This window comes from Nonomuraea phyllanthi, from assembly GCF_006334985.2.
Taxonomy (GTDB): domain Bacteria; phylum Actinomycetota; class Actinomycetes; order Streptosporangiales; family Streptosporangiaceae; genus Nonomuraea; species Nonomuraea phyllanthi.
The window spans coordinates 333,436-357,001 of record NZ_VDLX02000007.1; the positions used below are offsets into that span (position 1 = coordinate 333,436).

19 protein-coding genes are annotated in these 23,566 nt (G+C 72.0%); 7 read left to right on the forward strand and 12 right to left on the reverse strand.

Going from position 1 to position 23,566, the window contains the following annotated elements:
• Positions 1–31 precede the first annotated feature (31 nt).
• The 3 genes from FH608_RS20985 to FH608_RS20995 all read right to left on the reverse strand — a co-directional run bounded on the left by FH608_RS20985 (position 32) and on the right by FH608_RS20995 (position 4,367).
• On the reverse strand, positions 32–2,029 hold the full coding sequence (locus FH608_RS20985; RefSeq protein ID WP_139632242.1) for a VanW family protein: 1,998 nt from the start codon (positions 2,027–2,029) through the stop codon (positions 32–34).
• A gap of 92 nt (positions 2,030–2,121) precedes the next feature.
• On the reverse strand, positions 2,122–2,784 hold the full coding sequence (locus FH608_RS20990) for a response regulator (protein WP_139632243.1): 663 nt from the start codon (positions 2,782–2,784) through the stop codon (positions 2,122–2,124).
• A complete protein-coding gene (locus tag FH608_RS20995; protein ID WP_139632244.1) occupies positions 2,781–4,367 on the reverse strand; it encodes an ATP-binding protein in 1,587 nt (528 codons plus the stop codon). The genes FH608_RS20990 and FH608_RS20995 overlap by 4 nt, the downstream gene beginning before the upstream one ends.
• 136 nt (positions 4,368–4,503) lie before the next feature.
• On the opposite strand from FH608_RS20995, the gene FH608_RS21000 reads away from it, so the two are divergent.
• Genes FH608_RS21000 through FH608_RS21010 form a run of 3 tightly spaced genes read left to right on the forward strand, consistent with a single transcriptional unit; the run spans position 4,504 to position 7,490 of the window.
• Positions 4,504–5,478: a tripartite tricarboxylate transporter substrate binding protein gene (locus tag FH608_RS21000; protein WP_139632245.1), complete on the forward strand. Its 975-nt coding sequence runs from the start codon at positions 4,504–4,506 to the stop codon at positions 5,476–5,478.
• Positions 5,478–5,963: a tripartite tricarboxylate transporter TctB family protein gene (locus FH608_RS21005; protein WP_139632246.1), complete on the forward strand. Its 486-nt coding sequence runs from the start codon at positions 5,478–5,480 to the stop codon at positions 5,961–5,963. Before FH608_RS21000 ends, FH608_RS21005 begins: the two co-directional genes overlap by 1 nt.
• Entirely contained in the window at positions 5,964–7,490 is a 1,527-nt protein-coding gene (locus FH608_RS21010) for a tripartite tricarboxylate transporter permease (protein WP_139632247.1), read from the forward strand.
• 331 nt (positions 7,491–7,821) lie between these two features.
• On the opposite strand, the gene gatB is transcribed toward FH608_RS21010, so the two are convergent.
• The 7 genes from gatB to FH608_RS21045 form a co-directional block, all read right to left on the reverse strand.
• A complete protein-coding gene (gene gatB / locus FH608_RS21015; RefSeq protein ID WP_139632397.1) occupies positions 7,822–9,309 on the reverse strand; it encodes an Asp-tRNA(Asn)/Glu-tRNA(Gln) amidotransferase subunit GatB in 1,488 nt (495 codons plus the stop codon).
• Positions 9,310–9,311: 2 nt separating this feature from the next.
• Entirely contained in the window at positions 9,312–10,805 is a 1,494-nt protein-coding gene (gene gatA, locus FH608_RS21020; protein WP_139632248.1) for an Asp-tRNA(Asn)/Glu-tRNA(Gln) amidotransferase subunit GatA, read from the reverse strand.
• On the reverse strand, positions 10,802–11,101 hold the full coding sequence (gene gatC / locus FH608_RS21025) for an Asp-tRNA(Asn)/Glu-tRNA(Gln) amidotransferase subunit GatC (protein WP_139632249.1): 300 nt from the start codon (positions 11,099–11,101) through the stop codon (positions 10,802–10,804). Before gatC ends, gatA begins: the two co-directional genes overlap by 4 nt.
• A 95-nt stretch (positions 11,102–11,196) precedes the next feature.
• The gene (locus tag FH608_RS21030) at positions 11,197–13,269 is read right to left on the reverse strand and encodes a putative bifunctional diguanylate cyclase/phosphodiesterase (RefSeq protein WP_139632250.1); all 2,073 of its coding nucleotides are present in this window, start codon (positions 13,267–13,269) and stop codon (positions 11,197–11,199) included.
• 525 nt (positions 13,270–13,794) lie between these two features.
• Positions 13,795–15,984, reverse strand: coding sequence for an NAD-dependent DNA ligase LigA (gene ligA, locus FH608_RS21035; protein ID WP_139632251.1), 2,190 nt, complete (start codon positions 15,982–15,984; stop codon positions 13,795–13,797).
• A 77-nt stretch (positions 15,985–16,061) separates the two neighbouring features.
• A complete protein-coding gene (locus FH608_RS21040) occupies positions 16,062–16,466 on the reverse strand; it encodes a hypothetical protein (protein ID WP_139632252.1) in 405 nt (134 codons plus the stop codon).
• A 10-nt stretch (positions 16,467–16,476) separates the two neighbouring features.
• On the reverse strand, positions 16,477–17,457 hold the full coding sequence (locus FH608_RS21045; RefSeq protein WP_139632253.1) for a methionine synthase: 981 nt from the start codon (positions 17,455–17,457) through the stop codon (positions 16,477–16,479).
• A gap of 24 nt (positions 17,458–17,481) precedes the next feature.
• Here FH608_RS21045 and FH608_RS21050 point away from each other — a divergent pair, with 24 nt between their 5' ends.
• A complete protein-coding gene (locus FH608_RS21050) occupies positions 17,482–18,117 on the forward strand; it encodes an MBL fold metallo-hydrolase (RefSeq protein ID WP_139632254.1) in 636 nt (211 codons plus the stop codon).
• Between the two features lie 37 nt (positions 18,118–18,154).
• Here the strand turns inward: FH608_RS21050 and mnmA are convergent, their stop codons facing one another.
• Positions 18,155–19,213 carry a tRNA 2-thiouridine(34) synthase MnmA gene (gene mnmA / locus FH608_RS21055; RefSeq protein ID WP_193318533.1) on the reverse strand — a complete coding sequence of 353 codons (1,059 nt, stop codon included), beginning with the start codon at positions 19,211–19,213 and terminating at the stop codon, positions 18,155–18,157.
• Between the two features lie 67 nt (positions 19,214–19,280).
• On the opposite strand from mnmA, the gene FH608_RS21060 reads away from it, so the two are divergent.
• A complete protein-coding gene (locus tag FH608_RS21060; protein ID WP_139632255.1) occupies positions 19,281–20,324 on the forward strand; it encodes a DUF695 domain-containing protein in 1,044 nt (347 codons plus the stop codon).
• On the opposite strand, the gene FH608_RS21065 is transcribed toward FH608_RS21060, so the two are convergent.
• Positions 20,317–21,582: a cysteine desulfurase family protein gene (locus tag FH608_RS21065; RefSeq protein ID WP_139632256.1), complete on the reverse strand. Its 1,266-nt coding sequence runs from the start codon at positions 21,580–21,582 to the stop codon at positions 20,317–20,319. The two genes, FH608_RS21060 and FH608_RS21065, sit on opposite strands and share 8 nt — an antisense overlap.
• A gap of 53 nt (positions 21,583–21,635) precedes the next feature.
• Between FH608_RS21065 and FH608_RS21070 the strand changes: the two genes are divergently transcribed.
• Together FH608_RS21070 and FH608_RS21075 are read left to right on the forward strand one after the other, a co-directional pair.
• Positions 21,636–22,148, forward strand: a complete 513-nt coding sequence (locus tag FH608_RS21070; RefSeq protein WP_139632257.1) for a TetR/AcrR family transcriptional regulator — start codon at positions 21,636–21,638, stop codon at positions 22,146–22,148.
• A gap of 256 nt (positions 22,149–22,404) precedes the next feature.
• Entirely contained in the window at positions 22,405–23,523 is a 1,119-nt protein-coding gene (locus FH608_RS21075; RefSeq protein ID WP_394367693.1) for an MFS transporter, read from the forward strand.
• Positions 23,524–23,566 lie beyond the last annotated feature (43 nt).

Genomic DNA, 23,566 nt, shown 5'->3' on the forward strand with positions numbered 1-23,566 from the left:
TTCGGGCGGGGACCCGTCCGAAGGGCGTTCTTCAGCCGCAGGTGATCTGCGGCCGGGCGCGGTACTCGGTGGTGACCTTCTTGTCCTTCTTGAGCGCCTTGCCGTCCTGGTGGAACACGCGGGTGACGTCGATCGTGAACCCCTGCTGCCCGGCTGTGGCCACGCAGCCGGGCGCGGAGCTGGTCTGGCTGCGGAACGGCACGATGTCGCGCCGATCCGACTCCACCGCCTCGATCTCGTCGTAGCGCTTGGTGCTCCACAACGTGACCGTCACCGACGTGTTCGTGAAGGCCGTCTTGATCAGCACCCCGTACTCGGAGTCGTTGTGCCACTTCAGGTCCGTGTCGGGATACACCAGCGCCGCGTCGCGCCCCGCCGGGTACTGGGAGTCGAAGTAGTCCATCGCCGTGCGCTCGACGAGCTCGAACCCGCCGAAGTACGCCGCGTTGTACATGGCCGTGGCGAACTGCGACGCGCCGCCGCCCACGATGTTCGCCATCCGCCCGCCGACGAACTGCCCCGCCTCGACGTATCCGTCCCCGACCGTGGGCTCCCCCACGACGTCGTAGATCGAGAACGTCTCCCCCGGCTTGACGATGTGGCCGTCGAGCTCCTGCGCCATCCGCTGGATGTTCTTGACCCGCGGCTCGCAGCAGTCGAACGTCGTGTTGAACGAGCTCAGGCTCTCCTTGATGCCGAGGTCGCGTACCTCGTCGGTGGTGACGGCGGGGGCGACGGCGCCCAGCCGCACGGGGATGGTGCGGTCGCCGCCCTGGTCGAACACCTTTTCGGCGTCCCTGGCCAGCAGCTTGTCGTTGACGCCGCGGCCCGTGCGGGAGGGCACCAGCACCGGCTGGCCGTTGACGATGTCGTACGTGGCGTCGCGCGGCTGCTGGGCGGCGTCCACCAGGGTGCGCTCGACGGTGGCGAGCACCGCCTTGGCGTCGAAGTCGGGCGCGAGCTCGCCGGAGCCGTCGGAGTTGTAGGTCAGGTTGGCGGCGATCATGGCCGGGGGGATCTGCGCCTGCTTGCCGTCGAGCGTCAGGACGACGGGCGCGGAGACGGCCTTCCTGGCCTTGTTCAGCGCCGCCTCGACGGCCTCCGGGGTGGTGGCGGCCTTGGAGGGCCTCAGCGTGAGCGAGACGCCGCCGCCGCCCCGCAGGAAGGCGTCGCCGATCCTGCGGATGGCGTCGTCGCGGTCGAGCAGCACGCCATCCTGCGGCTGGCGGACCTTCGGAACGAGGCCGGCGAAGTACACCCGGCCCTCGTGCCCCTTCTTGTCGACGGACTCGGCGATGCCCTCGACCGTCCTGGCGAGCTGGGAGGAGTCGAGGCTGATCTTCGGCTCCAGCTCGGTCCGGCCGGTCAGGCCCCGCCACACCTCCTCGGGGGAGGGGAACCCGCTGGGCGCCTGCCCGATCGTGGCCACCACGTCGAGGTCCAGCCCGGCCTCGTCCGGCTGGATGGTCTCCTTCTTGCCGCCGATGTCGACCACGACCGGCTCGCTCAGCCTGGGGCCGAGCTCGTTGCGGAGCTTGTCGGCCGCCTGGGTGACGGTGAGCCCGCCGATGTCCACGCCGGAGACGTGGGTGCCGCGCAGCACGGAGCCCGACATGAGCACGGCCGGTACGACGTACGCGAGCGCCACGAGCACCACGACGAGCACCAGCAGGCCGGGCAGGATGCGGCGGCGCCTGGGCGGTTCGGGCTCGGGCTCGTAGGCGGGCGGGCGCTCGACGGGGCCCGCCGCGCCGAACACCGGGCGCGGCTGGGGCGGCGGCTCCTTGCCGTTCACCGGCCACGGCTGCGCCGGCGGCGCCACAGGAGGCAGCGCGCCGCCCGATTGACCGCCCGGGTTGCTCGGGCCCTGCGCCGGCCGGGGCTCCTGCCGGTCCTGCGGACCGAAGATGTCGCGGGAGACGCCCGGGGGCAGCCCCTCGATCCGCGGCTTCCTGGACACGCCCGACGTGGGTAACGGCACCGAGGCGAACGGGTCGGTCGGTGATTCGATCGGTCCGGCGTTCGGCACGCCTCAATCTCCTCCCGGTCCGCAGCCAAGTCTCAGGCAACAGTAAGGCACGACGATCCACATATGTCACGGGAAATGGCTACGGAAATGTGTCAACCTAGCCACCGGTAGCGATGTTCGGGCCGGCCCGCCGTGCCGTAGCGGGGCCGGAGTTCGGCCTGCCCCGCGGCGCACAGGTGTTCGAGATAGCGGCGCACGCTCACCCGGGACAGGCCCGTGAGCTGGGCCGCCTCGGCCGCCGACAGGTCGTGCCCGGCCTCCCGCAGCGTGTCCGCGACCAGCGCGCAGGTGGCCGCGGAGAGCCCCTTCGGCATGGGGGCGGCGCTTTTGGGAGTGCCGAAAAGGCGGTCGACGTCGTCCTGGCGGGCCTCCGCGCCGATGGCGGTCAGCCGCCTGTGGGTGTCGGCGTACTGCTGGAGCCGCTCGGTCAGGGCGGCGGCCGTGAACGGCTTGATGAGGTAGTTGACGGCGCCGCCACGCATGGCCTCCCGGACCGTGGGCACGTCGCGGGCGGCGCTGATCATGAGGACGTCCACGTGGTGGAGCCGCTTCAACACCTCAAGTCCCGACATGTCGGGCAGGTAGATGTCGAGCAGCACGAGATCGGGGTCGAACTCCTCGACCGCGGCGAGCGCGTCCGCCCCGGTGTGGGCCACGGAGACCACCCGGAAGCCCGGCACGCGGGCCACGTAGCCGCTGTGGATGCGGGCGACCATGAAGTCGTCGTCCACCACCAGCACCCGCATCTCGCTCATGAGCGGGCCTTCGCCGGGAGGAGGGCGGTGAAGACGGCGCCGCCCGAGTTGCGCACGCGTACCCAGCCGCCCCTTCGCAGGCACGCCTGCCGGGTCAGCGCCAGCCCGAGCCCGCGCGGCCCCGACCGGGCGGCCTTGGTGGTGAACCCCTCCCTGAACACCTCTTCCACCAGGTCGGGCGCGATGCCCGGCCCCGAGTCGCCCACCCGCACGCGCAGCCCGCCGGCGTCGGCCTGCACCGACACCTCGATCGTGCCCTCGGCGCCGTCGAGCGCGTCGATGGCGTTGGCGACCAGGTTGCCGACCACGAGGACGGCGTCGTGCGGGTCGCCCAGCAGGCCCTCCGGCACGCTGGAGTCCTCCGACAGCACCAGCCGGGCGCCGCGCTCGGCCGCCTCGGCGGACTTGGCCAGCAGCAGGGCGGCCAGCGTCGGCTCCTGGACCCGCTCGCGCAGGCCGGTGGCGTACGGGCCGCGAGCCGTCCTGGTGATGTAGCCGATGGCCGCCTCGTGCTCGCCCAGCTCCAGCAGCCCGACGACGGTGTGCATCCGGTTGGCGAACTCGTGCGCCTGGGCGCGCAGCGCCTCCGTCGCGCTGCTGGTGTCGTGGAGCTCGCGGGCCAGCTGGATCAGCTGGGTGCGGTCCCGCAGGGTGACCACCCAGCCGCGGTGCTGGCCGCGTACCGACACCGGGGTGCGGTTGAGCACCAGCACCCGCTCGCCGTGCAGCACGACGCGGTCCTCGCCCGGGTCGGCGCCCCCGAGCACGTCGCGCATGCGCCCTGACAGGGTGATCCGGCTCAGCTCCTCGCCCTCCTGGATGCGCACGTCGCCGAGCAGGTCACGGGCGGCGTCGTTGACCAGCGTGACGCGCCCGCCGAGGTCGAGCGCGAGCACGCCCTCCTTGACGCCGTGCAGCACGCCCTCGCGCTGCTCCAGCAGCGCGGCGATCTCGCGCGGCTCCAGCCCGAACGTCTGCCTGCGCACCCGCGCGGTGATCAGCGCGGCCAGCGTGAGCCCGGCCAGCAGCACGGCCAGCGCCGTCCAGACCAGCGGCGGCAGCGTGTCGCCGAGCTTGTCGACGACCGTGGTCTCCAGGATGCCGACCGAGACCAGGCCGATCACGTTGCCGTACTCGTCGCGGATAGGGGTCTTGCCCCTGACCGTCGTGCCGATCGTGCCGGTCTGGGTGCCGACCCAGCTCCTGCCCGTCCTCAGCACGACGGTGCCGTCGGTGGACAGCTGCTTGCCGATCAGCGAGCTGTTCGGGTGGGCGTAGCGCTTCTGCTGCTCGTTGGCGACCACGACGTAGTCGGCGCCGGTCTCGTGCTGCACGCTCATGGCCAGCGGCTGCAGCACCGTCTCGGGGTGGGGAAGCTTGAAGGCCTCCCTGACCTGCGGAAGCCCGGCCACGGACTGGGCGATGGCCAGGGCGCGCTGCTGGTGCAGGGCGTCGAGCTGCTCGCGCATCCGCTCGGCCCACACGCCCGCGGTGGCCCCGACGGCGAGGATCACGATCACCATCTGGAGCACGAACAGCTGGGTGCCGAGGGAGGCGTCACGGACCCGTCTCACGCTGCACATGGAAACAAACGCAGGTCACGGGCAGGTCGCGACCAATACGACCACTATGACGGCAAGCGTGCAAAGGCTCGACGGCGGGCCGGGGGTGCTTCACCATCCCAGTTTTACAACCGTGAAAACACCCCCTGGAGTGATCATGCGCTTGCGCGTATTCGCCGCCCTCGCGGCACTCTCCCTTGCCGCGCTCACCGGCTGCGGCGAGTCCGGCTCCGGCGGCGCCTCCGCCGCCGGACCGCTGCGGATCATGGCTCCCGCCGCGCCCGGCGGCGGCTGGGACCAGACCTCCCGCATCGCGGAACAGGCCGTCAAGGCCGCCGACCCCAAGCGCAAGGTCGAGGTGTACAACGTGCCGGGCGCGGGCGGCACGATCGGGCTGGCGCAGCTGGCCGGCGAGAAGGGCAACGGCAACCTGCTGATGACCATGGGCCTGGTCATGGTGGGCGCCATCGAGCAGAACAAGTCCAAGGTCACGCTGGCCGAGACGACGCCCATCGCCAAGCTGACCGAGGAGTACGAGATCGTCGTCGTCCCGGCCGAGTCCCCGTACAAGACGCTGGCCGACATGGTGGCGGCCTGGAAGGCCGACCCGGCGAAGGTGTCGATCTCGGGCGGCTCCGCGGGCGGCACCGACCACATCGTGGCCGGGCTGATGGCCAAGGCCGCGGGCGTGGATCCCAAGCAGGTCAACTACATCGCCCACTCGGGCGGCGGCGAGGCGCTCAACGAGCTGCTCGGCAACAAGGTCAGCGCGGGCATCTCCGGCGTGGCCGAGTTCGCCGAGCACGTGAAGTCGGGCAAGCTGCGCGCCCTCGGCGTGACCTCCGGTGAGCGGATCGAGGGCCTGGACGCGCCCACGCTGAAGGAGGCCGGCCTCGAGGTCGAGCTGTCCAACTGGCGCGGTTTCGTGGCCCCCGCCGGGCTCTCCGAGGCCGACAAGACGGCGCTGACCGACCTGGTCACCAAGATGCACGACTCGCAGCCGTGGAAGGACGCGGTCGCCAAGAACGGCTGGATCGACTCCTTCCAGACCGGGCAGCAGTTCGCCGACTTCCTCGCCTCCGAGCAGACCCGGGTCAAGGGCATCATCGCCGAGATGGGGCTCGTGTCCTGATGGCCGGCCGGTGGCGGCCCGAGCTCGGGCTGGCGGTCGTGGTGCTGGCGCTGGGCGTGCTCGTCGTGATCGGGACGCTCGACGTCTCGGCGGCGGCCTCCCAGCTCGGCCTCGGGCCGCGCTTCTTCCCCATGCTGGTGGGCGGCGCCATGGTGCTCATCGGCCTCTTCTACGTGGTGGACGTCCTGCGCGGGGGACATGGCGACCCCGAGGAGAGCGAGGACGTCGACGTGGACGCCCCCGCAGACTGGCGGGGCGTCGGGCTGGTCAGCGGCATCTTCCTGGCGTTCGCGGCGCTCCTGAACGTGCTCGGCTGGATCATCGGCGCGAGCCTGCTGTTCTTCGGCCTGTCGGTGGTGCTGGGGGCCGAGCACAAGCTGCGCGCGGCCGTGGTCTCGGTCGTCATGGGGCTGGCCACGTACCTGCTGTTCGTCGAGGTCCTCGGCGTGACGCTGCCGGCCGGGCCGCTGGCGGGGGTGATCTAGGTGGAGTCGCTGCAGCTCCTGCTCGACGGCTTCGCCGCCGCGCTCACCCCCGTCAACCTCATGTACGCGCTCGTCGGCGTCACGCTCGGCACCCTCGTCGGCGTGCTGCCCGGCATCGGGCCCGCGATGACCGTGGCGCTGCTGCTGCCGATCACCTTCACGGTGCCGCCGGCCAGCGCGTTCATCATGTTCGCCGGCATCTACTACGGCGGCATGTACGGCGGCTCGACCACCTCCATCCTGCTCAACACGCCGGGCGAGTCCGCCTCCATGATCACGGCGCTGGAGGGCAACAAGATGGCCAGGCGCGGCCGGGCTGCGCAGGCCCTCGCCACGGCCGCCATCGGCTCCTTCGTGGCGGGCAGCATCGCGACCGCGCTGCTGGTCGTGGCCGCGCCCGCCGTGGTGAGCTTCGCCATCGCGTTCGGCCCCGAGGACTACTTCGCGCTTGCCGTCATGGCCTTCACCGCCGTGTCGTCCGTGCTGTCCCGCTCGGTCGTGCGCGGCCTGGCGTCCCTCGGGCTGGGGCTCGTGATCGGGCTCGTCGGCATCGACCAGCAGACCGGGCAGGCCCGGCTCACGCTCGGCATCCCGCAACTGCTCGACGGCATCGACGTGGTGATCGTCGCGGTCGGCCTCTTCGCCCTGGGCGAGGCGCTCTACGTCGCCTCGCGGCTGCGCCACGCGCCGCCCGAGGTGGTGCCCGTCGGCCGCGCCTGGATGGGGCGCGCCGACTGGCGGCGCTCGTGGGCGCCGTGGCTGCGCGGCACCGCGCTGGGCTTCCCGTTCGGCGCCCTCCCCGGCGGCGGGGCGGAGATCCCCACGTTCCTGTCGTACGCCGCCGAGCGGCGCCTGGCCCGCGGGACCGCGCGCGAGGAGTTCGGCAAGGGCGCCATCGAGGGCGTGGCCGGGCCCGAGGCCGCCAACAACGCCTCGGCGGCCGGCACGCTGGTGCCGCTGCTCACGCTGGGCCTGCCCACGTCGGCGACGGCCGCGATCATGCTGGCCGCCTTCCAGCAGTACGGGCTCCAGCCCGGCCCGCAGTTGTTCGACCACAACCCGGCGCTGGTGTGGGGCATGATCGCGTCGCTGTTCATCGGCAACACCATGCTGCTGGTGCTGAACCTGCCGCTCGCGCCCCTGTGGGCCCGCGTCCTGCGCGTCCCCCGGCCGTACCTGTATGCCGGGATCGTCCTGTTCGCCGCCCTCGGCGTCTACGCCCTGAACGGCACCGTCGTCGACCTGTTCGTGCTGTACGTGCTCGGCCTGCTCGGGTATGCCATGCGCCGCTTCGGCCTGCCCGTCGCGCCCGCGGTGATCGGCATGATCCTCGGGCCGATGGCGGAGATCCAGCTCCGCCGGGCCCTGGCCATCGGGGCGGGCGACGTGACCGTGCTGGTGAAGAGCCCGGTGGCGGTCGTGCTGCTGGTCCTGTCGCTGCTGGCGCTGCTCATGCCGCTGTTCAGGAAGCTGTCGGCCCGCCGGAAGCCGCCGGCCCGCAGCACCTCCGAGCAGGAGTCCCGATGACCCGGCCCCTCGCCCGGATCGCTACCGCGGCACCTCGGGCCAGATCGCGGACCTGGGGGTCACGCTAGATCGCGATCCCGGCACCTGACGCCGGGCCGCCTCCGGAGCCCCGACACCTCCGGAGCCCCGCCGCCGCCTTGGCCTCGCCGCCTTCGGAGGCTCGCCGCCTTCGGGACCTCGCCGCCGCCGTGTCGCGGTGGCGGCGAGGTCTCAGGCGCCGGCCTCTCAGGACCACCGAGCAGGCCAGAAGCGCCACACGCGCCAGGACCGCCGAGCAGGCCAGGATGGCCTCGCGCGCCAGGACCGCCGTGCGGGCCCGGCGCGCGCGGGTTTACTCGGAGACGCCCAGCTTCTCCAGGATCAGCTGGCGGGCGCGGGCCGCGTCGGCCTTGCCCTTGCTGGCCCTCATGACACCGCCCACCAGGGCGCCCGCTGCGGCGATCTTGCCGGATCTGACCTTCTCGGCCGCGTCGGCGTTGTCGGCCAGCACCTGGTCGATGATCGCCAGCAGCTCGCCCTCGTCGCTGACGATCTGGAGCCCGCGCTTCTCGACAACCTCGTCGGGCGTGCCCTCACCGGCCAGAACGCCTTCGAGTACCTCCCGCGCCAGCTTGTCGTTGAGCGCGCCCGAGGCCACCAGCTCGGTCACCCGGGCGATCTGGGCGGGCGTGATGGGCAGCTCGGCCAGCGTGGTGCCGGTCTCGTTGGCCCGCCTGGCCAGCTCGCCCATCCACCACTTGCGCGCGTCGGCCGCCGGGGCGCCCGCCGCGACCGTGGCCTCGACCAGGTCGATCGCGTCGGCGTTGTGCATGGCCTGCATGTCGAGGTCGGACAGCCCCCACTCGGCCTGCAGCCGCTTGCGCCTGACCGACGGCAGCTCGGGCAGGGCCGCCTTCAGCTCGCTCACCCACGCCGGGTCGGGCGCGATCGGCACCAGGTCGGGCTCGGGGAAGTAGCGGTAGTCCTGCGCCTCCTCCTTGGACCGGCCGGACGTGGTGGTGCCGGTGTCCTCGTGGAAGTGCCGGGTCTCCTGAATGATCTTGCCGCCGTCGGACAGGATGCCCGCCTGCCGCTCGATCTCGCTCCGCACGGCCCGCTCGACGCTGCGCAGCGAGTTGACGTTCTTGGTCTCCGTACGGGTGCCCCACTCGGCGGCGCTGCGCGGCATGAGCGAGACGTTGACGTCGCAGCGCAGCGAGCCCTCCTCCATGCGCACGTCGGAGACGCCGAGCGAGCGCATGATCTCCCGCAGCTCGGTGACGTAGGCCTTGGCCACCTCTGGCGCGAGCCGGTCGGTGCCGGGGATGGGCTTGGTCACGATCTCGACCAGCGGGATGCCGGCGCGGTTGTAGTCGACGATCGAGTAGTCGGCGCCCTGGATGCGCCCGGTCGCGCCGCCCACGTGGGTGGACTTTCCGGTGTCCTCCTCCAGGTGCACCCGCTCGATCTCGATCCGCACGGGCTTGCCGTCGACCTCGACGTCGACGTAGCCGTCGAAGCAGAGTGGCTCGTCGTACTGCGAGATCTGGTAGTTCTTCGGCATGTCCGGATAAAAGTAGTTTTTCCGGGCAAAGCGGCACCACTCGGCGATCGAGCAGTTCAGCGCGAGGCCGATGCGGATCGTCGACTCGATGGCCGCGGCGTTGGCCACCGGCAGCGCGCCGGGCAGCGCGAGGCAGGTCGGGCAGACCTGCGTGTTGGGCGGGGCGCCGAAGGTGGTCTTGCAGCCGCAGAACATCTTCGACCTGGTGCCCAGCTCGACGTGCGTCTCCAGCCCGAGCACCGGCTCGAACCGCTCGAGCGCTTCGTCATAGACCATGGTCATAGCGACGGGGCCTCCTTCAGCAACGGGCCGCCCCAGCGGCTCTCCAGGGCCTTCTCGACGGCGGCGCCGACGCGGTAGCAGCGGTCGTCGGCCAGCACGGGCGCCATGATCTGCAGGCCGACCGGCAGGTTGTCCTCGTCGGCCAGGCCGCACGGCACCGACATGGCCGCGTTGCCCGCCAGGTTGGACGGGATGGTGCACAGGTCGGCGAGGTACATCGCGATCGGGTCGTCCGCGCGCTCGCCGATCCCGAACGCCGTGGTCGGCGTGGTCGGCGACACCAGCACGTCGACCTGCTGGTAGGCGGCCTCGAACTCGCGCGAGATGACCGTGCGGACCTTCTGCGCCTGGCCGTAGTAGGCGTCGTAGTAGCCGCTCGACAGCGCGTACGTGCCGAGCATGATGCGCCGCTTGACCTCGTCGCCGAACCCGGCGGCCCTGGTCAGCGCCATGACCTCCTCGGCGCTGCGGGTGCCGTCGTCGCCGACGCGCAGGCCGTAGCGCATGGCGTCGAAGCGCGCCAGGTTGGACGAGCACTCCGACGGCGCGATCAGGTAGTAGGCGGGCAGCGCCGTCGTGAACGACGGGCAGGAGACCTCGACGACCTTGGCCCCGAGCGACTCCAGGAGCTGCACGGCCTCGTGGTAGCGGGCCAGCACGCCGGCCTGGTAGCCCTCGCCGGCGAACTCCTTGACCACGCCGACCCGCATGCCGGCGATGTCGGGGTTTCTCGCGGCCTCGACCACGCTAGGCACGGGCCGGTCGATCGAGGTGGAGTCCATCGGGTCGTGCCCGGAGAACGCCTCGTGCAGCAGCGCGGCGTCGAGCACGTTGCGGGCGAACGGCCCCGGCGTGTCGAGCGAGCTGGCGAACGCGATGAGCCCGTAACGGGACGAGCCACCGTAGGTCGGCTTCATCCCCACGATGCCGGTCACCGAGGCCGGCTGCCGGATCGAGCCTCCCGTGTCGGTGCCCGTGGACAGCGGCGCCTCGTACGCGGCCACGGCGGCGCTGGAGCCGCCCGACGAGCCGCCCGGCACCTTGGACAGGTCCCACGGGTTGTGGGTGACGTGGTACGCGGAGTTCTCCGTGGAGGAGCCCATCGCGAACTCGTCCAGGTTGGTCTTGCCGAGAATGACCAGCCCGGCCTCGCGCAGCCGCGCCGTGACGGTCGCGTCGTACGGCGGCCGCCAACCCTCGAGGATCTTGGACGCGGCCGTGGTCGGCATGTCGCGCGTGGCGAAGATGTCCTTGTGCGCGACCGGCACGCCCGCCAGCGGCCCGAGCTTCTCGCCCGCCCTGAGCCTGGCGTCGACGGCCCGCGCCTGCTCCAGCGTCGTCTCACGGTCGACGTGGAGGAACGCCTGGACCTTGGGCTCCACCTCGGCCATGCGGTCGAGGTGCGCCTCGGCCACCTCGGCGGCCGACACCTCGCCTGCGGCGATCAGCGCGCCCAGCTCGGCGGCGGTCTTGCGGATCAAGTCGCTCATGCCTCCTCCCCGAGGATGCGCGGCACCCGGAAGCGGTCGTCCTCGACGGCGGGCGCGCCGGAGAGCGCCTGCTCGGGCGTCAGGGACTGTCGCACCTCGTCGGCACGGAAGACATTGGTCAGCGGAAGCGCGTGCGACGAAGGCGGCACATCCTCGGCGGCGACCTCTGCCACCTTCGCGACCGCTTCGATGATGGCATCGAGCTGGGTGGCGTAGTGGTCGAGCTCGTCGTCGGTGAGCGCCAGCCTGGACAACCGGGCCAGGTGTGCGACCTCGTCGCGGGTTATGGCGGACATGAGTCGTTGAACCCGTTTCGTGGATGGAGTCTTTGGACACTGCCATCCTAGGGGGCTTGACGTAGCACGCCCGAACCATTAACCGCGCTGGACGGTCAGGCCGAGCGGCTGACCTCGGGCTGGTAGCCGTAGTCGATCCCGGGGCCCGCGCCCGCGTGCTCCCTCAGCCACACCGTGGCGTCCGCGGCGGGCATGGGCCGCCCGAACAGCCACCCCTGCCCCATGTCGCACCCCATCTCCGCCAGGCGCATCGCCACCTCGTCCGACTCCACGCCCTCCGCGACCGCGCGCAGGCCGAGCGAGTGGACCAGGTCCACGATCGAGCGCACGATCCGGTCGTCGTCCTCCGAATCGGCGATCCGGTGCACGAACGAGGCGTCGATCTTCACCTCCGACACCGCCAGGCGCTGGAGCCTGATGAGCGAGGAGTAGCCGGTGCCGAAGTCGTCGATCGCCAGCGGCACGCCCAGCGTGGCCAGCGCCTTGATCGTCTCCTGGAGGTAGGCCTGGTCGCCCGTCAGGATGCGCTCCGTCACCTCCAGCTGGATCGCGCCGGGCGGGAGACCGTACTGGGACAGGCCCTCCTCCAGCCGCTCCGGCAGGGCCGAGTCGAGCAGGTCGCGGGCCGAGATGTTGAGGGAGATCTGCACCCGCATCCCCGTGTGCCACCAGCGGGCGGCCTGCTCCAGCGCCGCCTCGATGACGTACGCGGTGAGGGTGCGCATCAGGTAGGACTGCTCGGCCAGCGGCACGAAGTCCGACGGCGCGATCGGCCCGTGCACCGGGTGCCGCCAGCGCAGCAGCGCCTCGACCCCCTGGACGGCGCCGGTGCCGAGGCTGACCTTGGGCTGGTAGTGCAGGCGCAGCTCGCGGTTGTCGATGGCGCGGCGCAGGTCGCCGAGCAGGCTGAGGCGTTCGGGCGAGTTACGGTCCTTGTCGGCCTGGTAGAGCTCCACACCGGTACGGCCCTCCTTCGCCAGGTACATGGCGACATCCGCCCGTTGCAGGAGCAGCTCGAAGTCGGGGGCGTGGTCGGGGTAGAGCGCGATGCCGACGGAGCCGTCGACGTCGAACGTCATGCCCTCCAGCCGGACCGGCTCGGTCAGCGCCGCGCGCAGCCGCGCCGCGACCTCCCTGGCCGCGTGGGCGTCCCTGATCGAGGGCAGCAGCACGGCGAACTCGTCGCCGCCCAGCCGCGCCACGACGTCGCCCGGCCGTACGGAATGGGTGAGGCGGTGCGCGACCGTCTGCAGCAGCCGGTCGCCCACCGGATGCCCCATCGTGTCGTTGACCTCCTTGAACCGGTCGAGGTCGAGCAGGAACAGGCCCACCCGCTCGTCCTGCCGGGCCTCGGCCAGCGCCTCCTCCGTGCTGACGATGAGCATCTTGCGGTTGGGCAGGCCGGTCAGCTCGTCGTGCATGGCCTGGTGGTCGCGGCGCATGGAGAGGGAGGCGGTGAAGTAGACGGCGGCGAGCGGGGCCACGAAGAGCGGCACCATGCCGGGCGCGTGCTCCATGACCACGACGACCAGGGGCGCCAGGCCGAGCAGCCCCGCGTACACGAGGCCCTGCGGCAGCGCCGTGGCCCTGAGCACCCGCGTGATCGAGCGCCGCTCGTGCAGCGCGACCGCGCCGCACACGAGCGTGGCCCTGGTGGCGAAGTACGCGACCCCGGCCAACGCGATCGCCGGCAGGTCCGCGCCGCCCGGCACGAACGGCACGGTGGGGTTCGGCGCGATGCCGAACAGGCCCAGCACCACGGCCGCCGCGGTGAACGCGAGGGTCGACTGCGCGATGTTGAACATGACCCGGTGCCACGACCTGCGCGTCACCACGCCGTTCATGACGACGGCGACGGCCTGCATCAGCACCGCGACGGGCAACCCGAAGTGCAGCAGCACGGCGAAGGTGAACATCGTGGACGGGTACGTGCCGCCCACGACGGTGGCCGAGGACACCATCACGGGCCGCAGCTCGCCCAGGATCACCAGCACCGCCAGCACCCAGAACAGCGACGTGCGGGCGAGGTCGAGCAGCGCGGAGGCGTCCAGCCTCAGCATGGCCACCACGAGCGCGGTGAAGCCGATCACGGTGATGCCCGTGAGGAACGCCCACAGCGGCGTGCCGACCCGTGGTCCGGTGTCGCGGGTGTCGGTTGGGTCAGTCATCGGTAACAGAACCCCCATTAGGTCACTATGGGAGGGTACGACCTTCACCCCACTTCGCGAAACCAAGCGCGTACGTTCCGTCACTTCTCCTTTCCGACATATACCCAAAAACCACCCTCAGTAGCAAACCGCACACACTCCCCGCACGCCCGTGATCCCGGCGCCTCTCCCCCGCCCTCCAGACGCCGGACCAGGCACCGGCCGCTCCCCTGACCGATCCGCCCCGCACCCCCGGCCGAGCACCGCGACCCAGAGCACCACATCCCGCAACGTGGCGCCCCAGGTCCACCCATCTCAGAGGCCACCCGGCTCAGCGACCCGCCCACCTGGCGACCGCCAGGCTCCGAGACCACCAAGATCGCCAGACTCGGAAGCCCTCAGGCTCGGAGGGCACTGAGCTCCGAGGCCCGCCGAGCTCTGAGGCCCGCCCGGGCTCGGACGCCGCGCCGCTCGAAAGCCGCCGCACTCGGATGCCGCCGCCGCACCCACCGGACACGGCCGAGCACCGTGCGGCCGGGAGGGGGCTCAGGCGTCCGGGGTGACCGCCGCCGCAGCCGCCGCCTCCGGGCCTTCCTTCAGCAGGACCTCGAACCCCGCCCCGTCCAGGATCGGCACCCCGAGGCTCACCGCCTTGTCGTACTTCGACCCCGCGTTCTCCCCCGCCACCAGGAACGCCGTCTTCTTCGACACCGACCCCGACACCTTCCCGCCCCGCTCCGTGAGCGCGTCGGAGGCCGAGTCTCGCGTGTAGCCCTCCAGCGTGCCCGTCACCACGAACGTCAGCCCCGCCAGCGTCTGCGGCCCCTTCTCTGGCGCCGGCTCGTCCTCCATCCGCACCCCGGCCGCGCGCCACCGCTCGATGATCTCCCGGTGCCAGTCGACCGAGAACCACTCCCGGATCGTGGCGGCCACCCGGGGCCCGATGCCCTCGACGGCGGCGAGCTCCTCCTCCGAGGCGTTCATGACGCGCTCGATGGAGCGCATCTCGTCGGCCAGCGCGCGGGCGGTGGGCGGGCCGATGTGCCGGATGGACAGGGCGACCAGCACCTGCGCGAGCGGCACCTGCTTGGCCCGCTCCAGCTCCTCGATGAGCTGGAGGGCGTTCTGGCTGGGTTTGCCGTCGATGTTGGAGAAGAAGGTGACGACCTTCTCCTCACCGGTCTTGGGATCGATCTTGGGCAGGCCGGTGTCCTGGTCGCGGACCACCGACTTGATGGGCAGCAGCTGCTCCAGCGTCAGGTCGAACAGGTCGGCCTCGGTGCGCACGACCGGCTCCTGCGGGGGCAGCGGCTGGGTGAGCGCGGTGGCCGCGACGTAGCCGAGCCCGTCGATGTCGAGCGCGCGCCGCCCGGCCGCGAAGAAGATGCGCTCGCGGATCTGCGCCGGGCAGCCGCGCGCGTTGGGGCAGCGCAGGTCGGCGTCGCCCTCCTTCTCGTATGCCAGCTCGGTGCCGCACTCCGGGCAGTGCGTCGGCATGACGAACTCCCGCTCGGACCCGTCGCGCAGCGCCGTCACCGGCCCGACGATCTCGGGGATGACGTCGCCCGCCTTGCGCAGCACCACGGTGTCGCCGATGAGCACGCCCTTCTTGACCACGATGGCGGCGTTGTGGAGGGTGGCCCGCTCGACGGTCGAGCCCGACACCACGATGGGCTCCATCACCGCGTACGGCGTGACGCGCCCCGTGCGGCCGACCCCCACCTGGATGTCGAGCAGCTTGGTGTTGACCTCTTCCGGCGGGTATTTGTACGCGATCGCCCAGCGCGGCGCCCGCGACGTGGAGCCCAGCTCCCGCTGCGTGCGGAAGTCGTCGACCTTGACGACCACGCCGTCGATCTCGTAGGCCGGGTCGTGCCGGTGCACGCCGTAGTGCTCGATGAACTCGTTGATCTCGGTGAGCCCCGGGAGCACCTGGTAGAGGTCGCTGACCGGCAGCCCGAACGCCCGCAGCCGGTCGTAGACCTCCGACTGCGCGCGCGGCACCGGCGAGCCCTCCCAGATGCCGATGCCGTGAACCAACATGCGCAGCGGCCGCTGCGCGGTGATGCGCGGGTCCTTCTGCCGCAGCGTGCCGGCCGCGGAGTTGCGCGGGTTGGCGAACGGCGTCTTGCCCTGCTCGACGAGCTGCTCGTTGAGCTTCGCGAAGTCCTCGACCGGGATGTAGACCTCGCCGCGCACCTCGACCAGGCTCGGGACTCCCTCGCCCTTGAGCCGGTGTGGCACGCCCTTGATGGTGCGGACGTTGTCGGTCACGTCGTCGCCCGTGCGCCCGTCGCCGCGGGTCGCGGCCCGCTCAAGCCTGCCGTCTCGGTAGACCAGCGCGATCGCCAGCCCGTCGATCTTGAGCTCGCAGAGGTAGGGGCCCGGGTCGCCCTCGGCCAGCCGCTCGGCCCGTTGCATCCAGGCGGCCATGTCGGCCTCGTTGAAGGCGTTGTCGAGGCTCTCCATCCGGTTGAGGTGCTGCACCTTGGCGAAATCGCCGGACACCGGCGCGCCCACCTTCTGCGTGGGCGAGTCGGGCGTCTGGAGCGTCGGATGCGCCTCCTCCAGCGCCAGCAGCTCCCTGAACCACCCGTCGAACTGGGCGTCGCTGACCGTGGGCTGGTCGAGCACGTAATAGCGCCAGCGGGCGTCCTCGACCAGCTCGCTCAGCTCGGCATGCCGCTTGAGCGCGGCCACGGGCACGCCCGCGACCTCGGCGCCTGGCTCACTCACCGGAGTCTCCTCTCGTCCAACACCCTGAGGAAACGCTACCGCCGGGCACCGACAAGAAGCACGGACGGGAACCCCTCTCAGCCGCCCTGGGCCCCGACCTTTTTCCAGGTCGAGCACCTGCCGGTGGCCTTGGCGCCGGTGCCGCGGCAGAGCCTGCCGTCGATCGACACCACATATCCGACTTTGAGGGAGAACGCCAACGGCTTCGTCCCCGAGCAGTTGTGGTACGTCTTGTGCTTCTTGACGCCCTTGTCGGTGACCCACCGGAACGTCAGCCAGGAGCACCCTTCACGCCCGGGAAAGTCGTACAGCTTCCCGTTGACGACGGACCCCGGCCGGTCGCGTACCACCTTCCCCTTCGCCTTGCCCGCCCGGTCCGCGGAGTAGATCGGACCCCAGCTCGACACCAGGGGATTCGCCAGGGCGGGCGAGGAGGAGACCATCAGGACGGCGGCGGCCACCGCAACGGTGCGAAGAATCATGAACGGCACGCTACTCGCCGGAGGGATCATCTCTGAGCACCTGCGCCGCCTTGCGGCAGGCGGCCAGCGCCGCGCGGGCGTACGCCGGCGACGCCCCGGCCAGACCGCAGGCGGGCGTCAGCACGACCTGCCCGGCCAGCCGGTCGGGCGCGAACCCGAGCCGCCGCCACAGGTCCAGCGCGGGCCTGGCGATCGCCCCCGCGTCGGGCAGCCGGGTGTCGGTGCCGGGCACCACCCCCAGCAGGAACGTCAGCCCCGCCTCGACGCACTCGCCGACGGCGTCCTCGTCCCGGCGCCGCAGCAGCGAGGCGTCCACCGAGATCCCCCGCACGCCGGCCCGGCGCAGCAGGGCAAAAGGCACGGACGGCGCGCAGCAGTGCACGATCGGGCTCTCGAAGGCGCGCAGCGCCTCCTCGGCGCGCCACTCCTCGACGGCGGCCAGCCGCCCGAACCCCGACGCGGTGCGCACGGTCCCCGCCAGCACCCCGGGCAGGCCCGGCTCGTCGAGCTGGAGCACGATCTCGGTCACGCCGGGCAGCCGCCGCCGCACCTCCGCGCAGTGGTCGGCCACGCCCTGCGCCAGCGAGGCGGTCAGATCGCGCACGGCGCCCGCGTCGGAGAGCGCCTTGTCACCGTGCTTCAGCTCGATCGACCCGGCCAGCGTCCACGGCCCGCAGACCTGCAGCTTCAGCGGCCCGGAGTAGTCGTGGCCGACCTCCTCCAGCGCGTCGAGGTCGCGCCTCAGGTGGTCGACGGCCCGCTGGTGGTCGCGCCCCGGCCGGTCGGTCAGCCGCCACCCGGAGGGCTGCACCTCGACGGGCAGCTCGACGAGCAGCCCGGCCGTCCTGCCGATCATGTCGGCGCCGACGCCCCTGGCCGGCAGCTCGGGAAGGTACGGCAGGCCGGGCACCTCGCCGAACACGACCCTGACCGCCTCGACATGATCTTGACCCGGATGCGACCCGACCCCGGTGGCTTCCCACGTTGACATGGGCACAAGCGTAGGCTCTGCCTGGTGAAGCTGACGAAACACGAGCACGCCTGCGTACGCCTGGAGAAGAACGGCCGGGTCCTGGTCATCGACCCGGGACTGTTCACCACGGGTCCGGTGCTGGAGGGCGCCGACGCGGTGCTGATCACCCATGAGCACTCCGACCACGTCGACGTCGACAAACTGCTGGAGGCCGCCTCTCCGTCCCTCGACATCTACACCTGCGAGGGCGTCGCCGCCGACCTGGCGGACGTCCGGGGGAAGGTCCATGTGGTACGGCACGGCGACGCGTTCGAGGCGGCCGGGTTCCGGGTCAGGGCGTTCGGCGAGTGGCACGCCAAGAACCACCCCGACGTGCCCGTCGTGCAGAATGTCGGCTTTCTCCTCGACGACGAGCTCTTCTACCCGGGCGACGCCCTGACGGTGCCCGGCGTGGAGGTGCCGACGCTGCTGGTCCCGACCGGCGCGCCGTGGCTGATCCTCGGCGACATGATCAGGTATCTCCGCGAGGTGCGCCCTGCACGGGCGTTCTCCACCCATGACGGGCTGTACAACGACGTCGGCCTCGCCCTGGTGGACAACTGGCTGAGGATGGAGGCGGAGAAGCAGAAGGCCGACATCCGCCGCCTGCCGGTCGGCGACTCGGTCACCCTCGGCTAGCCGGACGGACCACGGAGAGGGCGGGCGAGCCGCGCGCTCAGGCGGCGGAGACGATCGTCGCCGAGCCGATCACCGTGTCGCCGGAGTAGAGCACCGCCGCCTGGCCCGCCGCGACCCCGGTGGCCGGGCGGTCGAGCTCGACCCGGAGCCCGCCGCCGACCTCCTCGAAGCGGCACGCGTACACCTCGCCGTGGGCCCGCAGCTGCACGGTCAGGTCGCCGGACGCGGACGGCCCGTTCCACACCGGCCGGCCGCACGTGATCGAGGTGACCTGGAGCGCCGAGCGCGGCCCGACCGTGACCGTGTTGGAGACCGGCTCGATCGACAGCACGTAGCGCGGCCTGCCGTCGGGCGCCGGGCGGTCGATGCGCAGGCCCTTGCGCTGGCCCACCGTGTAGCCGTGGGCGCCCTGGTGGCTGCCGACGACCGCGCCGCTCTGGTCGACGATGGGGCCCTCGGCCGAGCCGAGCCGCCCGGCCAGGAAGCCGCGGGTGTCGCCGTCGGCGATGAAGCAGATGTCGTGGCTGTCGGGCTTGTCGGCGACGGTCAGGCCGCGCCTGGCGGCCTCCTCGCGCACCTCGGCCTTGGTCGAGCCGCCCAGCGGGAAGATCGCGTGGCTGAGCTGCTCGCGGGTGAGCACGCCCAGCACATAGGACTGGTCCTTGCCCTGGTCGACGCTCCTCGACAGCACCCCGTCGACCAGCTTGGCGTGGTGGCCGGTGGCCACCGCGTCGAAGCCCAGCGCCAGCGCCCGGTCGAGCACCGCCGAGAACTTGATCTTCTCGTTGCAGCGCAGGCAGGGGTTGGGTGTGCGGCCCGCGGCGTATTCGGCCACGAAGTCCTCGATCACGTCGCGCTGGAACCGCTCGGCCATGTCCCAGATGTAGAACGGGATGCCGATCACGTCGGCGGCACGGCGGGCGTCACGCGAGTCCTCGATCGTGCAGCAGCCCCGCGCGCCCGTGCGATGGGATTGGGGGTTGGCCGACAGAGCGAGATGCACACCGGTGACGTCGTGACCGGCCTCGGCGATCCGAGCGGCGGCCACGGCGGAGTCGACGCCGCCCGACATGGCGGCAAGCACACGCAGTCCCATGACCGTTCCAGCGTACTGTCCTGGCGGGAGTGCGCGACCATGGGTGAGATCTGCGAGGATTCTGACCATGCGACTGTTCGGGCGCAAGGGCGCGGACGAAGAGGCCGGTGACGGGATCCCCGCGTTCTGGGCGTGGTGGCAGGAGGCCAGGCCGGGGCTCGACTCCCTGGTCGCGGCCGGGGACGACGAGGGGTTGCGGGAGCGGCTCGCCCCGGTGGTCGCCGCGATCCACCCCGACCTGGTCTGCGAGGTGGCTCCGGGCAGGAGCGCCGCGCACGCCCTCGTGGTGACCGCGGCCGGCGACGCCGAGCTGCGCTCGCTCGCGCACCGCTGGGTCAGGGCCGCGCCGCCGTCCGACCTGCTGTGGGAGTTCCACCCGTCGCGCCAGGCCAACCCGCGGGCGCTGGAGCTGACCCTCGACCTGGGCGGCCACGAGTTCGCGCTCGACAAGCTGGTGCTGGGGCTGCGGGTGCCGAGAGGCCGGCCGCGCGTCGACGTGTCGGCGTACCACCCGATCTTCGGCGAGCTCGACGAGGACACCAGGATGGAGGCCACGCTGCTGGCCCTCGACTGGCTGCTCGGCGAGGACGACGTGGCCCGATGGGTGGGCGAGATCACGCCCGCCACGTTCCAGCCGATCGACTCCGTGGCCGCCGTCCACCTGCCCGCCGTGGTCGCCGACCTGGCCTCGGGCTACACCGACGAGGAGTGGGTGCTGCTCGAAGGGCAGACCGCGAGCGGCGCCGCGCTCGTCGCCACGGCCCGCCTCCCGCTGCGTCCCGTCGACCATCCGCTGTTCGACCAGCACATCGCGATCACGCTGCCGTACGCGCACCGCGACGAGAACGGCCTGCCCGCCGACGACTCGCTGGCGGCGCTGCGCGACTTCGAGGAGCGCCTGGCCGCGCGGCTGCTCAAGCCGCGCGACGACGCCGTGCTGGCGGCCCACCTGAGCGCCGAGGGGCACCGGATCATCCACCTGTACGCCGACCCGGCCGGCGACGCGGCCTCCCAGGCGAAGGAGCTGGCCGGGAGCTGGAAGGAGGGCAGGTCCCGCGTGGACGTGTCCTCCGACCCGGCCTGGGCCGCCGTGGTGGCCTTCCTCAGCTGAGGCCGGCCCGGCGGGCGCGCTCGACGGCGGCGGGCAGCACCTCGATCAGCCGGTCGATGTCGTCGCGGGTCGAGGTGTGGCCCAGCGTGAACCTGAGCGAGCCCCGCGCCGCCGCCGCGTCGGCCCCCATGGCCAGCAGCACGTGGGACGGCTGCGCCACCCCCGCCGAGCAGGCCGAGCCCGTCGAGCACTCCACGCCCTTGGCGTCGAGCAGCATGAGCAGCGCGTCTCCCTCGCACCCGGGGAAGGAGAAGTGGGCGTTGCCGGGCAGCCGGCCGGGCGAACCGGGCGCGAGGCCCTGCCGCCCGTCCGGAAGGTCCGCCTCCCGCAGGTCAGGGCCGCCGTCGAGCACCACGCCAGGGCCGCCGTCGAGCGCCACGTCGGGGTCGCCGTTGAGCACCACGTCGGGCACGGCGTCGCGGACCCGCCGGATGAGCTCGTCGCGCAGCGACGTCAGGCGGCGGCTGAGGGCCTCCTGCTCCTTGACGGCGGTGGTGACGGCGGCGGCGAGCCCCGCGATGGCGGGCGCGTCGAGCGTGCCGGAGCGCACGTCGCGCTCCTGGCCCCCGCCGTGCTGGACGGAGACCGGTGTCAGCCCCTTGGCCAGCAGCAGCGCGCCGGCCCCCATCGGGCCGCCGATCTTGTGGCCGGTCATCGTCAGCGCGTCGACCCCCGAGGCGGAGAACGACACAGGCAGCTGCCCGATCGCCTGGACCGCGTCGGTGTGGAACGGGATGCCGTGGTCGTGGGCGACGGCGGCCAGCACGTGGACGGGCTGGACGGTGCCGACCTCGTTGTTGGCCCACATGACGCTGACCATGGCCACGTCATCGGGGTCGCGCTCGATGGCCGCGCGCAGCGTGTCAGGATGGACCCGGCCGTGGGCATCGACCTGGAGCAGCTCGACCTCGGCGCCCTGGCTGCCGGCCAGCCAGTGGGCGGGGTCGAGCGCGGCGTGGTGCTCCACGGCGCTGATCAGGACGCGCCGGCGCGGGCGGCGCGACCAGTAGAGGCCCTTGATGGCGAGGTTGTCGGCCTCGGTGCCGCCCGAGGTGAACACCACCTCGCTGGGGCGCGCGCCGAGCGCGTCGGCGATCGCCTCACGTGACTCCTCGACCACCCTGCGTGCCCGCCGGCCGGTCGCGTGCAGCGACGAGGCGTTGCCGGCGTGCCGGAGTTGCTCCGTCATGGCCTCGATCGCCTCGGGAAGCATGGGCGTGGTCGCCGCGTGATCAAGATAGGCCGACGGTCTGGTCACCCGATCAGAGTATCTTGTTTGCGACTGTACCGTCCGGACGGTACAGTTGAGGCATGCGACGAGACGAGCTTCTGGATGCGGCGGAGGAGCTTCTCCGCGACCAGGGCTCCGACGCGCTCACCCTGGCCGCCGTGGCGGAGCGGGCCGGGGTCAGCAAGGGTGGCCTCCTCTATCACTACGGCTCCAAGGACGCCCTGATCAAGGGCATGGTGGAGCGCCTGATCGAGGATTTCGACGACCTCATGGCCGCCGAGCCAGGCGAGACCTACACCGAGCGCTATCTCGGCGCCACGCTGACCGCCATCCGCTCGGGCCGGCTGCGACGATACGCCGTGGTCACGGGCGCCTCCGGCAACCTCTTCCTGCTCGCGCCGCTGCGCGACGCGATGGCCCGCTGGCACCGCGAGGGGCTGGACCAGGAGCCCGACCCGCTGGCGTCGCAGATCGTCCGCCTGGCGTGTGAGGGGCTCTGGGACGTGGCCAGCCACGACCCGGAGCTCAACTCCGACGAGGAGCTCCAGGCCCTCGAAGCCCGGCTGAAAGCGCTGCTCGAACCGCCTTCCTGAGGCGTGACCGGCAGGCCGTCGCGCCGCCGCACGCCCCCTTCTTCCAGCCACACGGCCCTGCCCCTCTCTGCCGTCGGGGGTGCGGGCCTTTTCACGAGCCGTCACAGGGCCTGAGGCCGCAGCGCGGGCGGACGGCCTGACGAACCACGGCGTAATGGTGACTTCTTGTGAGGTGTTGTTGATGAGTCCTGCCCTGAGGAATGCCCGTTACGGGGCGATTCTGACGTTTGTCCTCGCCGGCCTGATGGTGGGCACCATGACGGTCCGCATTCCCGCGATGACCGACAAACTGGGCCTCTCCGAGTCGACCGTCGGCGCCGTCCTGCTCGTGTGGGGCCTGGGCGCGCTGGTGACCATGCAGTCCATGCGCAAGATCATGGCCCGTGCGGGCAGCAGGGCGGTGCTGCGCATCGGCGGGCCGCTCACCGCGCTCGGACTGGTGGCCGTGGCGTTCGCCCCGAACCTGCCCTCGCTCCTGGTGGCCGTGACGTTCTTCGGCATGGCGTTCGGCACCATCGACGTGGCCATGAACGCCCAGGGCTCCACGGTCGAGCAGGCGTACGGGCGCCCGCTGATGAACGGCATGCACGCGGGCTGGTGCGTCGGCGCCATCTCGGCGGGCGGGCTGGGCAGCCTCGCGATCGCCGTGGGGCTGCCGTTCACGGCCAACGTGGCGCTGGTCGGGCTGGTCTCGCTGCCCGTCATGGTGCTGCTCGGCCGTACGTACCTGCCGGAGTCCCAGGCGGCCGGGGCCGGGACGGCGGCGCGCCGGCGCATGCCGCCGATCGTCTACCTGCTCGGCGCGATCATGTTCTTCGCGTTCATGGTGGAGGGCACCGTCGCCGACTGGAACGGCCTCTACATGCGCGACGAGCTGGGCGCGCCCGAGGCGGTGGCGGCGCTCGGCTACCCCGTGTTCGAGGTCGGCATGCTGGTCGCGCGGCTCACCGGTGACCGGCTGCGCGTGCGGTTCGGCGTCCGGGGCATGCTGACCGTCTCAGGGGCGGCGACGGCCGGGTTCTTCTCGGTGGTGCTGCTCGCCCCTGCGGCGCTGGTGGCGGTGTTCGCGATGTTCTTCGTCGGGCTCGGCGTGGCGACGATCTCGCCGCTGACGCTGTCGCTGGCGGGCACCGCGACCGACGCGCCGGGGCCGGCGATCGCCCAGGCGGGCGCCATGGGGTACGCCGGGCTGCTGCTCGGGCCCGTGACCATCGGGTTCCTGTCGGACGTCACCTCGCTGCGCACGGCACTCGGCATCGGGGTCGCCCTGGGCGTGCTGATCGCGCTCGCCTCCCGCCTGCTGCCGCACCGCGAGCCCGCCGCGCTCGTCCCGGTCCCGTCCCTCGACCGCGAGCCCGAGGAGATCGCGGCCTGAGCACCCCGAGCAGGCAGCAGGCCGAACGGCCCGGCGCGGCGCC

Coding starts and splice junctions, on each gene's coding strand:
- FH608_RS20990 (WP_139632243.1), bottom strand. CDS start 2,784: ATGAGCGAGATGCGGGTGCTGGTGGTGGACGACGACTTCATGGTCGCC.
- FH608_RS20995 (WP_139632244.1), bottom strand. CDS start 4,367: ATGTGCAGCGTGAGACGGGTCCGTGACGCCTCCCTCGGCACCCAGCTG.
- FH608_RS21000 (WP_139632245.1), top strand. CDS start 4,504: ATGCGCTTGCGCGTATTCGCCGCCCTCGCGGCACTCTCCCTTGCCGCG.
- FH608_RS21005 (WP_139632246.1), top strand. CDS start 5,478: ATGGCCGGCCGGTGGCGGCCCGAGCTCGGGCTGGCGGTCGTGGTGCTG.
- gatB (WP_139632397.1), bottom strand. CDS start 9,309: ATGGTCTATGACGAAGCGCTCGAGCGGTTCGAGCCGGTGCTCGGGCTG.
- gatA (WP_139632248.1), bottom strand. CDS start 10,805: ATGAGCGACTTGATCCGCAAGACCGCCGCCGAGCTGGGCGCGCTGATC.
- gatC (WP_139632249.1), bottom strand. CDS start 11,101: ATGTCCGCCATAACCCGCGACGAGGTCGCACACCTGGCCCGGTTGTCC.
- FH608_RS21030 (WP_139632250.1), bottom strand. CDS start 13,269: ATGACTGACCCAACCGACACCCGCGACACCGGACCACGGGTCGGCACG.
- FH608_RS21040 (WP_139632252.1), bottom strand. CDS start 16,466: ATGATTCTTCGCACCGTTGCGGTGGCCGCCGCCGTCCTGATGGTCTCC.
- FH608_RS21045 (WP_139632253.1), bottom strand. CDS start 17,457: ATGTCAACGTGGGAAGCCACCGGGGTCGGGTCGCATCCGGGTCAAGAT.
- mnmA (WP_193318533.1), bottom strand. CDS start 19,213: ATGGGACTGCGTGTGCTTGCCGCCATGTCGGGCGGCGTCGACTCCGCC.
- FH608_RS21060 (WP_139632255.1), top strand. CDS start 19,281: ATGCGACTGTTCGGGCGCAAGGGCGCGGACGAAGAGGCCGGTGACGGG.
- FH608_RS21070 (WP_139632257.1), top strand. CDS start 21,636: ATGCGACGAGACGAGCTTCTGGATGCGGCGGAGGAGCTTCTCCGCGAC.
- FH608_RS21075 (WP_394367693.1), top strand. CDS start 22,405: ATGACGGTCCGCATTCCCGCGATGACCGACAAACTGGGCCTCTCCGAG.